General features: G+C 69.3%; 13 protein-coding genes and 1 tRNA gene. 8 read left to right on the top strand and 6 right to left on the bottom strand.

The window, feature by feature from the left end; translation table 11 throughout:
- Positions 1 to 490, top strand: a 490-nt coding sequence (locus tag DJ69_RS08375; protein ID WP_099255204.1) for a DUF7122 family protein, incomplete at its 5' end; no start/stop codon positions are given.
- Between the two features lie 72 nt (positions 491 to 562).
- Here the strand turns inward: DJ69_RS08375 and DJ69_RS08370 are convergent.
- From DJ69_RS08370 to thiC, 4 genes are all read right to left on the bottom strand, one after another.
- Entirely contained in the window at positions 563 to 820 is a 258-nt protein-coding gene (locus DJ69_RS08370) for a hypothetical protein (protein ID WP_245851582.1), read from the bottom strand.
- Positions 821 to 833: 13 nt separating this feature from the next.
- Entirely contained in the window at positions 834 to 1,367 is a 534-nt protein-coding gene (locus DJ69_RS08365; protein ID WP_099255203.1) for a DoxX family protein, read from the bottom strand.
- A gap of 84 nt (positions 1,368 to 1,451) precedes the next feature.
- Positions 1,452 to 2,966: a DUF790 family protein gene (locus DJ69_RS08360; RefSeq protein WP_099255202.1), complete on the bottom strand. Its 1,515-nt coding sequence runs from the start codon at positions 2,964 to 2,966 to the stop codon at positions 1,452 to 1,454.
- A gap of 73 nt (positions 2,967 to 3,039) precedes the next feature.
- Positions 3,040 to 4,488, bottom strand: coding sequence for a phosphomethylpyrimidine synthase ThiC (gene thiC, locus DJ69_RS08355; protein ID WP_099255201.1), 1,449 nt, complete (start codon positions 4,486 to 4,488; stop codon positions 3,040 to 3,042).
- Between the two features lie 111 nt (positions 4,489 to 4,599).
- On the opposite strand from thiC, the gene DJ69_RS08350 reads away from it, so the two are divergent.
- From DJ69_RS08350 to DJ69_RS08330, 5 genes are all read left to right on the top strand, one after another.
- Positions 4,600 to 6,348, top strand: a complete 1,749-nt coding sequence (locus DJ69_RS08350; protein ID WP_099255200.1) for a tRNA uridine(34) 5-carboxymethylaminomethyl modification radical SAM/GNAT enzyme Elp3 — start codon at positions 4,600 to 4,602, stop codon at positions 6,346 to 6,348.
- A 98-nt stretch (positions 6,349 to 6,446) separates the two neighbouring features.
- Positions 6,447 to 8,627 (top strand): ribosome rescue protein RqcH, encoded by a 2,181-nt coding sequence (rqcH, locus tag DJ69_RS08345; RefSeq protein WP_099255199.1) that lies wholly within the window; start codon positions 6,447 to 6,449, stop codon positions 8,625 to 8,627.
- Between the two features lie 82 nt (positions 8,628 to 8,709).
- Positions 8,710 to 9,093, top strand: a complete 384-nt coding sequence (locus DJ69_RS08340; RefSeq protein ID WP_099255198.1) for a DUF5820 family protein — start codon at positions 8,710 to 8,712, stop codon at positions 9,091 to 9,093.
- Positions 9,094 to 9,284: 191 nt separating this feature from the next.
- A complete protein-coding gene (purF, locus tag DJ69_RS08335) occupies positions 9,285 to 10,784 on the top strand; it encodes an amidophosphoribosyltransferase (protein ID WP_099255197.1) in 1,500 nt (499 codons plus the stop codon).
- 109 nt (positions 10,785 to 10,893) lie between these two features.
- Positions 10,894 to 11,580, top strand: coding sequence for a halocyanin domain-containing protein (locus tag DJ69_RS08330; RefSeq protein ID WP_099255196.1), 687 nt, complete (start codon positions 10,894 to 10,896; stop codon positions 11,578 to 11,580).
- A 6-nt stretch (positions 11,581 to 11,586) separates the two neighbouring features.
- On the opposite strand, the gene DJ69_RS08325 is transcribed toward DJ69_RS08330, so the two are convergent.
- On the bottom strand, positions 11,587 to 12,093 hold the full coding sequence (locus tag DJ69_RS08325) for a metal-dependent hydrolase (protein WP_099255195.1): 507 nt from the start codon (positions 12,091 to 12,093) through the stop codon (positions 11,587 to 11,589).
- Positions 12,094 to 12,153: 60 nt separating this feature from the next.
- Positions 12,154 to 12,714, bottom strand: a complete 561-nt coding sequence (locus tag DJ69_RS08320) for a DUF420 domain-containing protein (protein ID WP_099255194.1) — start codon at positions 12,712 to 12,714, stop codon at positions 12,154 to 12,156.
- Positions 12,715 to 12,875: 161 nt separating this feature from the next.
- Here DJ69_RS08320 and DJ69_RS08315 point away from each other — a divergent pair.
- Positions 12,876 to 12,960 (top strand) — tRNA-Leu (locus DJ69_RS08315).
- A gap of 176 nt (positions 12,961 to 13,136) precedes the next feature.
- A partial coding sequence (gene gatE, locus DJ69_RS08310) for a Glu-tRNA(Gln) amidotransferase subunit GatE (RefSeq protein WP_099255193.1) occupies positions 13,137 to 14,608 on the top strand: 1,472 nt, incomplete at its 3' end.

Here is a 14,608-nt window from a genome sequence, read left to right as displayed (position 1 = left end):
CCGCCTCCCCGAGACCCCCGCCGACCGCGAGGTCGAGGGGCGCGCGAGCCGGCGCGAGGTGCTCGACTGGTTCGAGGAGCGGTTCGGGATCGACCCGAGCGTCTTCGAGGCGTACAGCTTCTGGGAGAAGGGCGCGGGGAAGGTCTGGATCTTCAACGGCGAGGCGACCGACCCCAGCGCGGTGGAGGCGATCGGGATGACGTTCCTCCGGACGCGACAGGAGCACTGGAAGCCGACGACCCGCGCGGCCACCCGATTCGGGGGCCACGCGACGACGAACGTGATCGAGCTCGACCCCGAGCAGGCTTCGCGGTTCGTCGCGGGCGACGACCAGGACCTCCCGGCGTGGGACGGCGACTGGGGGTACCTGATCGCGACTCACGAGGTCGCCGGCGAGCCGGCGCCGATCGGCGTCGGGCTCTACCTCTACGACGAGCTGCGCTCGGTGGTGCCGAAGGGGAGTCGGGCGGACCTGCCGGTCGTCGACTGACCGGCCTCGGCTTCTGAAAAAATCACCCATCGGAGCGCCGAGCTCCGTCGGTATCTCGCTCGATTGCACGCCTCAGATCGAGGTGTCTTTCGGCGGCTTGGTAGCGAGGTTGCTGATCCCGTACGCCGCCAGCAGCACCAGTCCGAGTAGGATGGTGTACGACCGAATGCTGAGGCTGATCAGGGTCTCGTGGACGACCTGCCCTTCACCCGACACCGGATGAGGTGCTCCCGCGATGATCTCCAGCAGCCCCATCCCGACCGTGCCGATCAGGAGGAGTGCTCCGCCGCCGTACAGTCCGACTCGTTCCATTGTTGTGAGTTCGCTCATTGTTGTGGCCTCGTCACCCGATGAAGTACCGCAGCCGCGGATGGTCCCTGACGAACGATGTCTTCGCGAGGTACGCGTCGACGCCGAGCACGCGCCCGGCACCGAGCGTCGCGATCATCGCGAATATCAGTAGCCCCAGCAGGTCACCGGTGATCACGCCGTGCGCCCAGCCGCCGGTCTCGCCGTTGATGAAGTAGAAGAACGTCATCAGGAACGCGCCGAAGAACGCGGCGAGCCGCGTCAGCGCCCCGACGATCAGTCCCAGTCCGATCAGCGTCTGCCCGAGCGGGACCATGACGTTGGTGAACGATAGCAAGATCCCGTCCGAGAACAGCGTAACTACCGGCCCGAGGCTCGTCTGTGCCGCCGCGCCGCCCACGAACCAGCTCGCGTCGAACGGCCACGCGAGGAACTTGTCGAGCCCCGCGTGGAGGAACCACCACCCGACGATCAGCCGCAGTAAAACGAGCCAGTAGGCGAATCGCGACTCCTCTACCGGGAACGATACGTCTCTGCCGAGCAACTGTGTCCGGATATTCGTAACCATGGGTTGCCCCGATCAGTAATCAGTATTGTCAAAATATATAAAACTCCCTTCGTTCCCGTATAAGAGTAATCCGCAATCGGCACTCTACTCTTTCCGCGTCACCGTCCCGCCGCCGAGACCTTCCCACTCCACCCGAAAGCCGAGCCGGGAGAGCGCGGCGCTCGCGTCGTCGAGCCCGTACTCGTCGAGCACGGTCTCGGCCGTCGAGAGCGACATCCCGGCCTCCAGCCGTTCGCCGACGCGCTCCAGCACCGCCGGCCGCACGAGCGTGCGACCGATTCGCTCGTGGTCCGGGAAGGATTTCCCCTCGATCGCCTCGACGCTCACGGCGTGTTCGTCGGCGAGGTCGGCGAGCGCGATCGCGTCCGCGTCCGGCGACAGCGACTCGGGGAGGTCGGCGGCCGCGTCGGCGACGAACTCGGCCTCGTACTCGCGGAGCACGTCGACGATCTCCTTCACTCGGACGGTCCCGGTGTAGCTCACGACGCGGTGGTCGCGCGCGGCGATCTCCTCGCCGACGCCGAGGCTCTCGTCGACGGCGACCAGCAGGTCCACGTCCTCCACGTCCGCGAGCTGGCCGAGCTTCTTCTCAACGTACTCGGGGGTCCAGAACCCCATCACCTCGAAGAACAGCCGGAAGTCGGCGTGGTCGTAGTCGAACGCGAAGTCGGGGATCATCACCCGGGTCCCGGTCTCGAGCGGCTCCGGCTCCCGGACCAGGGTCCAGTCGAGGTCGAGCCCGCGGAACCGCCCGGCGAAGTCGGCCTCGACCCCGCTGTCGAAGTCGGGCTCCGCGACCGGCTCGACGCCCGGCACCGTCACGTCGCCGTCGGAGAGGCGCATGGTGCGCTCGCGGCCGCGGTCGTCGATCGTCGCCGTCAGCTCCCACTCCGCGGATGCCGCGACGGTCCGGAGCAGTCGCGCGAACGCGGTCCCGTAGCGCCGGGTGCGAGAGAACAGCGCGTCCGGTCCCGTCACCACCAGTTCGCGCCCCTCGGGCGTCGTTTCGATCTCGTACATCAGCCGGAGCCGCTTGACCGCCGAGACGAGCCGCTTCGGGTCGTTCGATCGGACGCGGACCTCGGTGGCGTCGAAGAGGGCGGTCTGCGCGAGCGAGAGGTCGTACTGTTCGAGGAGGGTGTCCGGGTCCCACCGCACGTCGGCGTCGACGAGGACCTCGTTGACGGCGCGGTCGGCGTACAGCGACGCCTCCACGTCGGCGCGGTCGATCCCGAGGGCGTCGGCGGCGCGGTCGATCGCCGTCTCGCGCTCGGCCTCGCTCGCGACCCCCACGGCCTCCGCGGCCTCGAACGCGGCCCGCCGGACGCGACGCGGCGGGACCGGCGCCCGCGTCTCGAAGCCGCACTCGCGTTCCACGAGCGCCGCGAGCCCCCGAACGAGCTTGAAGTCGCCGCCGGATTCGGCGGCGTCGGCCTCCAGCGCCGTCAGCGCGTCGTCGAGGTCGCCGCGCCGCTCCCCGACGTGGGACTCGAAGGTCCCGAGCACCCGCGCCGCGAGCGGGCGGTGCTCGCGGGTCACGAAGCGGGGTCGGTACCCGCCGCCGGCCCGCGAGACGCGCAGGAGGTCCTTGCGTAGCACGCCCCGTGGTTTGGTCCGATCGACCTAAAACGAGCGGATCCGGTCGACGACTGCGAGGGCGTCCGAGAGCGGATCAGTCGTCGGCGTGTCCCGTTTCCGGCGTGAACGTGACGCCGCCGATCTCGATCTCGTCCGGAACGCTCCCGGTGTCGTGCGTGCCGACCGGCGGCACGTTCACCGCCGCGGCGTCGGACGCGTCGAGGTTGGTCTCGCCGTCGATGGCGGCCATCTCGCCGTCCGCGTCCCGGGCGTCCTGATCGATGCGCATCGAGCAGAACTCCGCGCCGCACATCGAGCAGAACCGAGCCTCTTTGTAGTTGTCTCCGGGGAGGGTCTGGTCGTGGAAAGACCGCGCGCGTTCGGGATCGAGCGCGAGGTCGAACTGCCGGACCCAGTCGAACTCATAGCGCGCCTCCGAGAGGGCGTCGTCCCAGTCACGCGCGCCCGGAAGCCCGTTGGCGACGTCGGCGGCGTGCGCCGCGATCCGGTACGCCGCGAGGCCGTCTCGCACGTCTTCCGCGTCGGGGAGGCCGAGGTGCTCTTTCGGCGTGACGTAGCAGAGCATCGCCGCGCCCGCCCGCGCCGCCTCGGTCGCGCCGATCGCGCTCGTGATGTGGTCGTATCCGGGAGCGATGTCGGTCACGAGCGGCCCGAGCACGTAGAACGGCGCGCCGTCGCACACCGCCTGCTGTCTGTCGACGTTGTCCGCGATCTCGTCCATCGGGACGTGCCCGGGTCCCTCCACCATCACCTGCACGCCGCGGTCCCACGCGATGCGGGTGAGCTCGCCGAGGGTGTCGAGTTCGGCGAACTGCGCCTCGTCGCTCGCGTCGGCGAGACAGCCGGGTCGGAGACCGTCACCGAGCGAGATCGTCACGTCGTGTGCCGCGAGGATCTCACAGATCTCTTCGAACTTCGCGTACAGCGGGTTCTGCATCCCGTTCTCCTCGATCCACTGGGCGAGGATCGAGCCGCCGCGCGAGACGATCCCGGTCTTGCGGCCGTCGGTCAGCGGCAGGTGTTCCAGCAGCACGCCCGCGTGGATCGTCATGTAGTCGACGCCCTGCTCGGCCTGCTTCTCGATCACGTCCAGCAGTAGCTCGTGGGTGATCTCGGCAGGGTCGTCCGCTCGCTTGACCGCCTCGTATATCGGGACCGTGCCGATCGGAACCGGCGAGTACGCGACGTTCGCCTCGCGAGTCTCGTCCAAGCGCTCGCCGGTCGAGAGGTCCATGACGGTGTCGGCGCCGTAGTGAACCGCGGCGTGGAGCTTCCGGAGCTCCGCGTCGAGGTCGCTTTCCGACTCGCTGTTGCCGATGTTGGCGTTGACTTTCGTCGAGAACTCCCTCCCGATGATCATCGGATCGAGCGCGTCGTGGGCGTGGTTGTTCGGGATCACCGCCTGCCCGTCGGCGACCTGCCGACGGACGAACTCTGGCTCGCGGTTCTCGCGCTCTGCCACGCGCTCCATCGCGGGCGTGATCTCCCCGGCTCGGGCCCGCTGAATCTGTGTCTCCGGCATTGATTACTTGGTTATATTACTAGTTAATATACCCTGGGATAGGCGATCCGACGGCCCCTACAGGACGCGGGTGCGACACGCTTAACTCCGAAACCCGTCGATCGAAGCGTAATGAGTACCGACGCGGCGAGTGACGCGGACGCCGGCGGTGAGGGCGGCGAGGACGGGGGCGGGAGTTCCGGGAGCGACGAGCCCGAGTCCTTCGTCCGGACCTGCGAGCACCTCGTCGACCGGATCCTCGCGGGGGAGATCGACCGCGACGACCTCGAGTCCGCCAAGCTCGACGCCTGCTCGAAGTTCTCCTCGCCGAAAGTGCCGAAGAACACCGACATCCTCGATCACGCGCCCGCGGAGCACCGCGACGACGTGATCGAGGTCGTTCAGCGGAAGCCGGTCCGGACCGCGTCCGGCGTCTCGCCGGTCGCGATCATGACGTCGCCGAAGCTCTGTCCGCACGGGAAGTGCCTCTACTGTCCGGGCGGGCCGGCCTCCGAGTTCTCCTCGGCGCAGTCGTACACGGGCCACGAGCCGGCCGCGGCCCGGGGCGAGCAGAACGACTACGACCCGTACGGGCAGGTCACCCTCCGGCTCGAACAGCTCCGGAAGATCGGCCACCCGGTCGACAAGGTGGAGCTCATCCTGATGGGCGGGACGATGACGGCGCGCTCGCACGACTACCAGGAGTGGTTCGTCAAGCGCGCGCTGCAGGCGATGAACGACTACGACCTCGACAAAGAGCCCGAACCGGCGGAGGGGGAGTCGTTCGCGCCCGCCCCCGAGGAGACCGAGTTCGAGTATCTGGAGGACGTGATCGCCACGAACGAGACCAACGAGATCCGCAACATCGGCACCACCTTCGAGACGAAGCCGGACTGGTGCGATCCGGAGCAGATCGACCGCATGCTCGATCTCGGCGGGACCAAAGTCGAGGTCGGCGTCCAGACCACCTACGAGCGGATCAACCGCGAGATGCACCGCGGTCACGGCAACGAGGCCTCGCGGAACGCCAACCGCCGGCTGCGCGACGCCGCGTTCAAGGTCGGCTTCCACATGATGCCGGGTCAGCCGGGCATGACGCGGGAGATGTGTATCGAGGACTTCCGCCAGATCTTCGAGAACCCCGACTGGCGCCCGGACTACCTGAAGATCTACCCGACCCTCGTCGTCGAGGGGACCCGGGTGTACGACCGGTGGCACAGCGACGAGTTCGAGCCGCTCTCGAACGAGGAGGCGGCCGACGTGGTCGCCGAGGCGATGGACCACATCCCGAAGTACACACGGCTCCAGCGCGTCCAGCGCGACATCCCCGCCGACTTCATCGAGGGCGGCGTCTGGAAGTCGAACCTCCGTCAGCTCGCCGACCAGCGGGCCGAGGAGAAGGGGATCACTCAGCGCGACATCCGCGCCCGCGAGGTCGGCCACAACGACGCCGATCCGGACCCGGACGACGTGGTGCTCGACGTGATGACGTACGAGGCCGGCGGCGGGACGGAGCATTTCATCTCGTTCGAGGACCCCGTCCGCGACCTGCTCGTCGGCTTCTGTCGCCTGCGGTTCCCCTCCTTCGCGCCCGAGCAGCCCGGTGCCCCCGGCACCGAGGACGACGCGATCCGCCGCGAGCTGGAGGACGCCGCGCTGATCCGCGAACTCCACGTGTACGGCAGCGAGGTCGCCATCGGCGGCGACGGCGACTGGCAACACCAGGGGTACGGCACGAGGCTCCTCGAACGCGCCGAGGAGCTGGCCCGGGACGCCGGCTACCGGAAGATGGCGATCATCTCCGGGATCGGCGCCCGCGAGTACTACCGGAACAAGCTTGGCTACCACCAGGACGGGCCGTACGTGTCGAAGCGGCTGTAGCGCACCCGGACCGACCGCCCTCGCCGCGGCGGTCTCACGGTCGACGCCCCGCCGTCACAACGACACGCCTTTTTCCGGGCCGGCTGTCTCCATGGAGTATGGACCAGAAGCGGGAGCTGTCGAGCATCGACCTCGGCGCGCTCGTCACCGAGCTCAATCGGTACGAGGGCGCGAAGGTCGACAAGGCGTACCTCTACGACGACGACCTGCTCCGGCTGAAGCTTCGCGACTTCGACCGCGGACGAGTGGAGCTCATGATCGAGGTGGGCGACATCAAGCGCGCACACGTCGCCGACGCGGACCACGTCGCGGACGCGCCCGGCCGCCCGCCGAACTTCGCGAAGATGCTCCGAAACCGGCTGTCCGGCGCCGACTTCGCGGGCGTCGAGCAGTACGAGTTCGACCGGATCCTCACCTTCGAGTTCGAGCGCGAGGACCAGAACACGGCGATCGTCGCCGAGCTGTTCGGCCAGGGGAACGTCGCCGCGCTCGACGAGACCGGCGAGGTCGTCGGGGCGCTGTCGACGGTCCGGCTCAAGTCCCGGACGGTCGCGCCCGGCGCGCAGTACGAGTACCCCGCCTCGCGGCTCAATCCCCTGGACGTGAGCCTCGGCGGATTCAAACGCCACATGCGGGAGTCGGACAGCGACGTGGTTCGGACCCTCGCCACGCAGCTCAACCTCGGCGGGCTCTACGCCGAGGAGGTGTGTACCCGCGCCGGCGTCGAGAAGGAGACGCCCATCGACGAGGCCACCGACGACCAGCTCAGCGCGCTCCACGACGCGCTCTCCCGGATCGGCGAGCGGCTTCGCTCGGGCGACGTCGACCCGCGGGTGTACGAGGAGGCGCTCGACGACGGATCCGACGCCGAGAGCGAGGAGCGCGACCCCCGCGTCGTCGACGTGACGCCCTTCCCGCTCTCGGAGCACGAGGGGCTCCCGAGCGTCGGCTTCGACTCGTTTAACGCCGCCGTCGACGAGTACTTCTACCGGCTCGAACACGAGGAGTCCGACGCGGGCGAGGCCCCCACAGACGCCAGCCCGTCCCGCCCCGACTTCGAGGAGGAGATCGCGAAACAGGAGCGGATCATCGAACAGCAGCAGGGGGCGATCGAGGGGTTCGAGGAGCAGGCGGAGGCGGAGCGCGAGTGCGCGGAGCTGCTGTACGCCAACTACGACCTCGTCGACGAGGTGCTCTCGACGGTGCAGGAGGCCCGCGAGAACGAGGTCCCGTGGGAGGAGATCGCGGAGACCCTCGACGCCGGCGCCGAGCGGGGGATCCCCGCGGCGGAGGCCGTCGTCGACGTCGACGGCGGGGAGGGGACGGTGACGGTCGCGCTCGACGACGAGGACGGCGGCTCGGTCCGCGTCGAACTCGACGCGAGCGCGGGCGTCGAGGTGAACGCCGACCGCCTCTATCAGGAGGCCAAGCGGATCGAGGGGAAAAAGGAGGGCGCGATGGAGGCGATCGAGTCGACCCGGCGAGAGCTCGAGGCGGTCAAGGAGCGAAAGGCCGAGTGGGAGGCGAACGCGGCGGCCGACGACGGGAGCAACGACACCGACGAGAGCGAGGAGGAGGAGGAGTACGAGACCGACTGGCTCTCGCGGTCCTCCATCCCGATCCGGAGCCCCGACGACTGGTTCGAGCGGTTCCGCTGGTTCCGGACCTCGACGGGGTACCTCGTCATCGGCGGGCGCAACGCCGACCAGAACGAGGAGCTCGTCAAGAAGTATATGGGTAAACACGACCGGTTCTTCCACACGCAGGCGCACGGGGGACCGGTGACGCTCCTGAAGGCCGCCGGGCCCTCTGAGTCGGCCGACCCGGTCGACTTCTCGGAGGCGACCCTGCGGGAGGCCGCGCAGTTCGCGGTCTCCTACTCGTCCGACTGGAAGGACGGGCGCGGCGCCGGCGACGCGTACATGGTCGACCCCGATCAGGTGTCGAAGACGCCCGAGAGCGGCGAGTACATCGAGAAGGGGAGCTTCGTGATCCGGGGCGACCGCACCTACTTCGAGGACGTGCCCTGCCGGGTCGCCGTCGGCGTCCAGTGCGAGCCCGTCACGCGCGCCATCGGCGGGCCGCCCTCTGCGATCGTCGACCGCGCGGCGACGAGCGTCACGGTGGAGCCGGGGATGTACGCCCAGAACGACGCCGCGATGATGGTGTACCGCGATCTGAAGGGGCGATTCGCCGACACGTCGTTCGTACGGAAGGTGGCGAGCGCCGACCAGCTGCAGGAGTTCCTGCCGCCGGGCGGTTCCGATATCGTCGACTGAGGCGGCCCTCCAGTCGTCGAGACCGGAGAGCCTCCGCCGCCCGGAGCGCGACCCTTTCAAGCCTCCGCCCCCGACTCCGCCCATGAGCTTCGAGGCGCTGCCGGACGGCTGGCGGGTGTGGAACGAGGAGCCGAGCGGCCGGGCGATCCTCGTGTACCGCCCGGACGTCTTCGGCGGCGACGACCTCCCGGCCGAGTGTCTCCCGACGATTTACCTGACGAACGGGGCTCGCAACGCCCGTCCCGGATCGGGCCAGTACGCCACCGAGGAGTGGCACGTCGTCCTCTTCTTGGAGCCCGAGATCGAGGCAGTCTCGGAGACGCACGAGAGCCGCGAGGCCGGCGCGGCCGCCGCCGTCGACGTAGCGGGGCGGTTCGCCGCCGGCGACGTTGACTACCGAGCCGCCTATCAGGTGCCGCGCGAGGAGTACTTCGATCGGTTAGACGAGTACGTCGGCGGGGAATAACGCGTCGCGGTCGGTCGTGGTTGAGGGTGTCTGGCGCGGTCGGCGTAGGTCATCGTCGAAGCGATGAGGTCGCTGCTGCGTCGGGGTTCTCCCCCGAGCGATCCAAGTATGTGAACACTTTTGCGTTTTAAACGGGTGATTGTGCCACGAACACGAGGGTTTTTATCGACTCACGCCCCACCGAGGTGTATATGCAAGCCGGTGGGGACAACACCGTCGACGAGCCGCGAGAAAAGTGCGGCGTCGTCGGCGTCTCGCTCGCTGACCGCGAGGCCGCGCGACCGCTGTACTACGCGCTGTACGCGCTCCAACACCGGGGACAGGAGTCCGCGGGGATCGTCACGCACGACGGGTTCCAACAGCACAGCCACGTCGAGCGCGGGCTCGTCGGCGACGCGTTCGACGAGGGGGACCTGGAGTCGCTGTCGGGCGGCACGGGGATCGGGCACGTCCGGTATCCGACCGCCGGCAGCCTCGACAAGAGCTGTGCGCAACCCTTCTCCGTCTCCTTTAAGTCGGGATCGCTCGGGCTCTCGCACAACGGGAACCTCGTCAACGCCGACGAGGTGCGCGAGGAGCTCGCGGCGGCGGGCCACGCGTTCACCTCCGACGGCGACACCGAGGTGATCGCCCACGACCTCGCGCGCAACCTCCTCGAAGAGGACCTCGTCCGCGCGGTCAAACACACGATGAACCGCATCCACGGCTCCTACTCGCTGGCGATCACCCACGACGACACGGTGCTCGGCGTGCGCGACCCGCTCGGGAACCGCCCGCTCTGCCTCGGGAAGATCGACGGCGGCTACGTCCTCGCCAGCGAGTCGGCCGCGATCGACACCCTCGACGGGGAGCTGATCCGCGACGTTCGCCCGGGCGAACTGGTCGTGTTAGACCCCGACGGGAGCGGCTACGACACCTATCAGCTCGTCGAGCGCGAGTCGACCGCCCACTGCTTCTTCGAACACGTCTACTTCGCACGCCCCGACTCGGTGATCGACGAGAACCTCGTGTACGAGGTGCGTCGGAAGCTCGGTCGGAAGCTCTGGGAGGAGTCCGGCACCGAGTCGGACGTGGTGATGCCCGTCCCGGACTCCGGGCGGGCCTTCGCCTCCGGCTACGCCGACGCCGCCGGCGAGACGACTGCGGAGGGCGAGCCCCGCCCCGAGGGGGACGCCGGCATCGAGTTCGCCGAGGGGCTGATGAAGAACCGCTACGTCGGTCGGACGTTCATCATGCCGACGCAGGACGAGCGGGAGCGCGCCGTCCGACTGAAGCTCAACCCGATCAGATCGACCGTCGAGGGGAAGTCGGTCACCATCATCGACGACTCGATCGTGCGGGGGACGACCTCGACCCAGCTCGTCGAGCTGGTCCGCGAGGCGGGCGCAGAGGAAGTCCACCTCCGGATCGGCGCGCCGGCGATCGTCGCTCCCTGCTACTTCGGGATCGACATGGCGACCCGCGAGGAGCTGATCGCCGCCGACGCCTCCACCGAGGAGATCCGCGAGGAGGTCGGTGCCGACTCGCTGTCGTACCTCTCGATCGACGCCGTCGCCGAGGCGCTCGGCGAGAGCCGCGCGGACCTCTGTCTCGGGTGTGTCACCGGCGAGTACCCGTTCGACGTGACGGGCGAGGAGATGGACCGCGCCGTCGACGGCACTGTGTCCGACGCGACCCCGGCCGACGACTGATCCGGTTCCGGTCCCGCGTCTCGCACGCGCTCCGTCCGCGACCGCTGCATTCTCACCGCGCGGCGGCGGAATCGGGAATTTAAATACGCCCACGCCGGGAGGTACGCGTATGACATCCGACGCCGACGAGACGACGATGAGTCGCCGCGGACTGTTCAGGGCCGGCGCCGCGGGGGCCGCCGTCGCAACGGGCCTCGCCGCCGGGTCCGGCGGGGCGGCCGCCCAGTACGACGGCTGGCTGGACGACGTCGACAACTACGACGGCACCCACGACTACACCGGGCAGGACGAGGTCACGGTCGCCGTCGGCGCGGTCGACGGCCTCAAGTTCGGACCGGCGGCGATCCTGATCGACCCCGGGACGACGGTCGTGTGGGAGTGGACCGGGCAGGGCGGCGCGCACAACGTCGTCGCCGAGGACGGGACGTTCGACAGCGGCGAGACGGTCAGCGAGGAGGGGACCACCTTCGAGTACACCTTCGACGACGCCGCGGACGGAGACACGTTCAACTACCTCTGCGAGCCCCACGAGGCGGTGGGGATGAAGGGCGCGGTCGCGGTCGGATCGGTCGACGACGACCTCGTGACGCCCGGCGGTGACGGCGGCGACGGGAGCGACGGCGGCGACGGAAGAGACGGCGGGGACGGCGGCGACGGCAGTGGCGGCGACAGCGAGTCCGCCGGTCGCGACCTCAGCGCAAACGACATCGGCGCGCTCGCGCTCGGCTTCGGCTTCGCCGGCGCGCTGCTCGTCCCGCTGTTCTACGCCGCCCACAAGATGGCGAGCGACGAGTAGACCGGGTCACCGACCGACTTCCTCATCGGGACCGAGCCGCGAGTTCACCACGGCGAAGACGGCCGCCAGCCACAGCCCGAGCTCGACGTAAAACGACGGGGTCGGGACGTAGAACCGCGCGAACTCGATCGGCGGCAGCGCGAGCGGGTCGGCCCGCGAGACGACCGGCCACAGGAGAAACAGCGCGTCGTTCGCTCGTCCGTTGACCGCGACGTGGAACGCGTCGAGCGCGAGGTGCGACCCCCAGCCGACGGCGACCGCCATCCCGTGTCGGTGTCTCACGGCGAGGGCGACCGCAAGGGGCGCGAGCAGGAGGGAGTGGCCGACCGACTGGTAAACGTCGAGGATCCCGAGCGCGCCGAGCGGCTTGTCGACGATGTCCGGGAGCGCGGCCCCGACGACCAGCCCGCCCGCCGAGAGCGCGGCGGCCCCCGGAAGCCGCCGGCTGACCGGCGGGCGGTCCGCCAGCCGGCGTATTCCGACGGCGACGAGGATGTGGGTCGGGAATAACACGTCGGTTCGTACGGCCGACGAGGGCTTCAACCTTCGTCGGCCGGGTCGGGAAGGGACGCCTCAGAACGCGTGGTACAACATGACGTACACACCGATCCCCATCGTGAAGGAGATCAGCCAGAGCACCGCGGCGACGGCGCCGACCTGTGCGTGTCGGGTGTGGTACAGATCCTCGTACGGGCGGGTGGCGGCGAGCAGCAGCGCGTAGAAGACGAACGGGACGCAGGCGATCGCGAGCAGAATGTGAACGGCCAGAAACGGGAGGTAGACGTACGTGTACACCGTCTCCGGGCCGGGGAACTCGACGGTCCCGACGAGGATCAGCCGGTAGAGGTAGCTGAGGAGGAACGCGACGAACAGCCCGAACGACGAGAGCATGAACGCCCGGTGTCGGGCGACGTTCCCGCGCGAGATCGCCCGCCAGCCGAGCAGGATGGTGGCGATCGCGGTCGCGGATATCGCGGCGTTGAGGTGCGGAAGCGCGCCGAGGACCGCGTCGCTCGCGCGCGGGAGCACGCCGCTCGGAATCGCGCCGCCGACGGCGCCGAACACGAGCGCGAGCGCGACGACTGACAGGAGGGCGGTCAGCAACGGGACGTTCTCGCGGGCCCACTCGGACATGGAAGTCACGACGGACGCCACTCCCAAACGCGTGCCGGTTCCGACCGATCGGTTCGTCGGCGTGTCTCTCTCGATCGATGGGAACCTTCGACACGGCCTCCCCGAATGGAAGGGCTTTTAATTAGGGGAAGGGTACGTGGAGATGCGACAGAACACCGCGAGCGTGGGTAGCCAAGCCAGGCCAACGGCGCAGCGTTGAGGGCGCTGTCCTGTAGAGGTCCGCCGGTTCAAATCCGGTCCCACGCATCGCACGGGGCACACCCCCACGATGCACGGTGTTGTCTCTACGACAGCACCCACGCATAATTCCTCCCGACCGCTACGCGGCGAGCGACGCCTCCGCGCGCGCTGAACGACCGCCGCACTCACCTCGCCGCGCGAACTGCCACCCTTTTAGTCCCGCGCCGCCGGAGTGAGGCGTAATGAGTACGGACGCGACCCCCGAGTACGACTACGAGGAGCTGGGGCTCGTCGCCGGGCTGGAGATCCACCAGCAGCTCGACACGGCGACGAAGCTGTTCTGCGACTCCCCGACCGCCGAACGCGACCCCGAGGAGGCCGACCGCGAGATCACTCGCAAACTCCACCCGACGAAGAGCGAACTCGGCGAACTCGATGACGCCGCGATGGAGGAGAGCCGCGTCGACCGCGAGTTCACCTACCTCGCGTACGACACGACCTGCCTCGTCGAGGAGGACGACGAGCCGCCTCGGCGCGTCGACGACGAGGCGCTCGCCGTGGCGCTTCAGATCGCCGACCTGCTCGACATCTCCGTCGTCGACCAGGCCCACGTCATGCGGAAGCTCGTCATCGACGGCTCGAACACCTCCGGGTTCCAGCGCTCGATCCTGCTCGGTCAGGAGGGCGAGATCGAGACGAGCGAGGGGCGCGTGTCGATCGCGGACCTCATGCTCGAAGAGGAGTCGGCGAAGCGTGTCGAGGAGACCGAGGAGGGCGTCGTCTACTCGCTCGACCGGCTCGGCGTCCCGCTCGTCGAAATCGGGACGGGGCCGGACATCCGAACCCCCGAGGGCGCTCGCGAGGCCGCCGGGCGCATCGGGATGCTGCTCCGCTCGACCGGCGCGGTCAAGCGCGGGCTCGGCACGATCCGGCAGGACGTGAACGTCTCCATCGCCGACGGCGCCCGCGTGGAGGTGAAGGGCGTCCAGGACCTCCAGGGGATCGAGGACATCGTCCGCGGCGAGGTCGGGCGGCAGGCCGAGCTCCTCGACATCCGCGACGAACTCCGCGAGCGAGACGCGAGCGTCGGCGACGTGCGGGACGTGACCGACACCTTCGCCGACACCGAGTCGGGGGTCATCCGCGGCGCGCTCGACTCGGGCGGGAAGGTCACCGCTGTTCCCCTGTTCGGCTTCGACGGGCTCGTCGGGCGCGAGATCCAGCCGGACCGCCGGCTCGGTACGGAGCTGTCCGACCACGCGAAGCGCCACGGCGCGGGCGGCATCTTCCACACCGACGAGCTGCCGGCGTACGGCGTCACGGACGAGGAGGTCGCCGCCCTGCGCGACGCGGTCGGCGCCGGCGAGGACGACGCGGTCGCCATCGTCGCCGCCGACCCGGAGACCGCCGACCTCGCGATCGAGGCGGCGGCCGACCGCGCCGAGACCGCCATCGAGGGCGTCCCCGAGGAGACCCGCGGCGCGAACGACGACGGCACCACCCGCTACCTCCGGCCGCTGCCGGGCGCGGCGCGGATGTACCCCGAGACGGACGTGCCGCCGGTCGAACCCGACCCGTCCGACGTGGACCGCCCGGAGCTGCTCGACGAGAAGGCCGACAGGTACGCCGACGAGTTCGGCCTCGACGCCGGCCTCGCCGAGCAGGTCGCGTTCGGCCAGCGCTTCCCGCTGTTCGAGACCGCGGTCGACCGCGG

This window comes from Halorubrum persicum (assembly GCF_002727125.1).
In the GTDB taxonomy this organism is placed as follows: domain Archaea; phylum Halobacteriota; class Halobacteria; order Halobacteriales; family Haloferacaceae; genus Halorubrum; species Halorubrum persicum.
Note: the sequence above shows the minus strand (reverse complement) of the source record. Positions and strands in the feature narration are given on the sequence as shown.

Bases quoted from the DNA above. Each gene is read 5' to 3' on its own strand.
- thiC (WP_099255201.1), bottom strand. From the start codon at position 4,488: ATGCCGGAGACACAGATTCAGCGGGCCCGAGCCGGGGAGATCACGCCC.
- DJ69_RS08350 (WP_099255200.1), top strand. From the start codon at position 4,600: ATGAGTACCGACGCGGCGAGTGACGCGGACGCCGGCGGTGAGGGCGGC.
- rqcH (WP_099255199.1), top strand. From the start codon at position 6,447: ATGGACCAGAAGCGGGAGCTGTCGAGCATCGACCTCGGCGCGCTCGTC.
- DJ69_RS08340 (WP_099255198.1), top strand. From the start codon at position 8,710: ATGAGCTTCGAGGCGCTGCCGGACGGCTGGCGGGTGTGGAACGAGGAG.
- DJ69_RS08370 (WP_245851582.1), bottom strand. From the start codon at position 820: ATGAGCGAACTCACAACAATGGAACGAGTCGGACTGTACGGCGGCGGA.
- purF (WP_099255197.1), top strand. From the start codon at position 9,285: ATGCAAGCCGGTGGGGACAACACCGTCGACGAGCCGCGAGAAAAGTGC.
- DJ69_RS08330 (WP_099255196.1), top strand. From the start codon at position 10,894: ATGACATCCGACGCCGACGAGACGACGATGAGTCGCCGCGGACTGTTC.
- DJ69_RS08365 (WP_099255203.1), bottom strand. From the start codon at position 1,367: ATGGTTACGAATATCCGGACACAGTTGCTCGGCAGAGACGTATCGTTC.
- DJ69_RS08320 (WP_099255194.1), bottom strand. From the start codon at position 12,714: ATGTCCGAGTGGGCCCGCGAGAACGTCCCGTTGCTGACCGCCCTCCTG.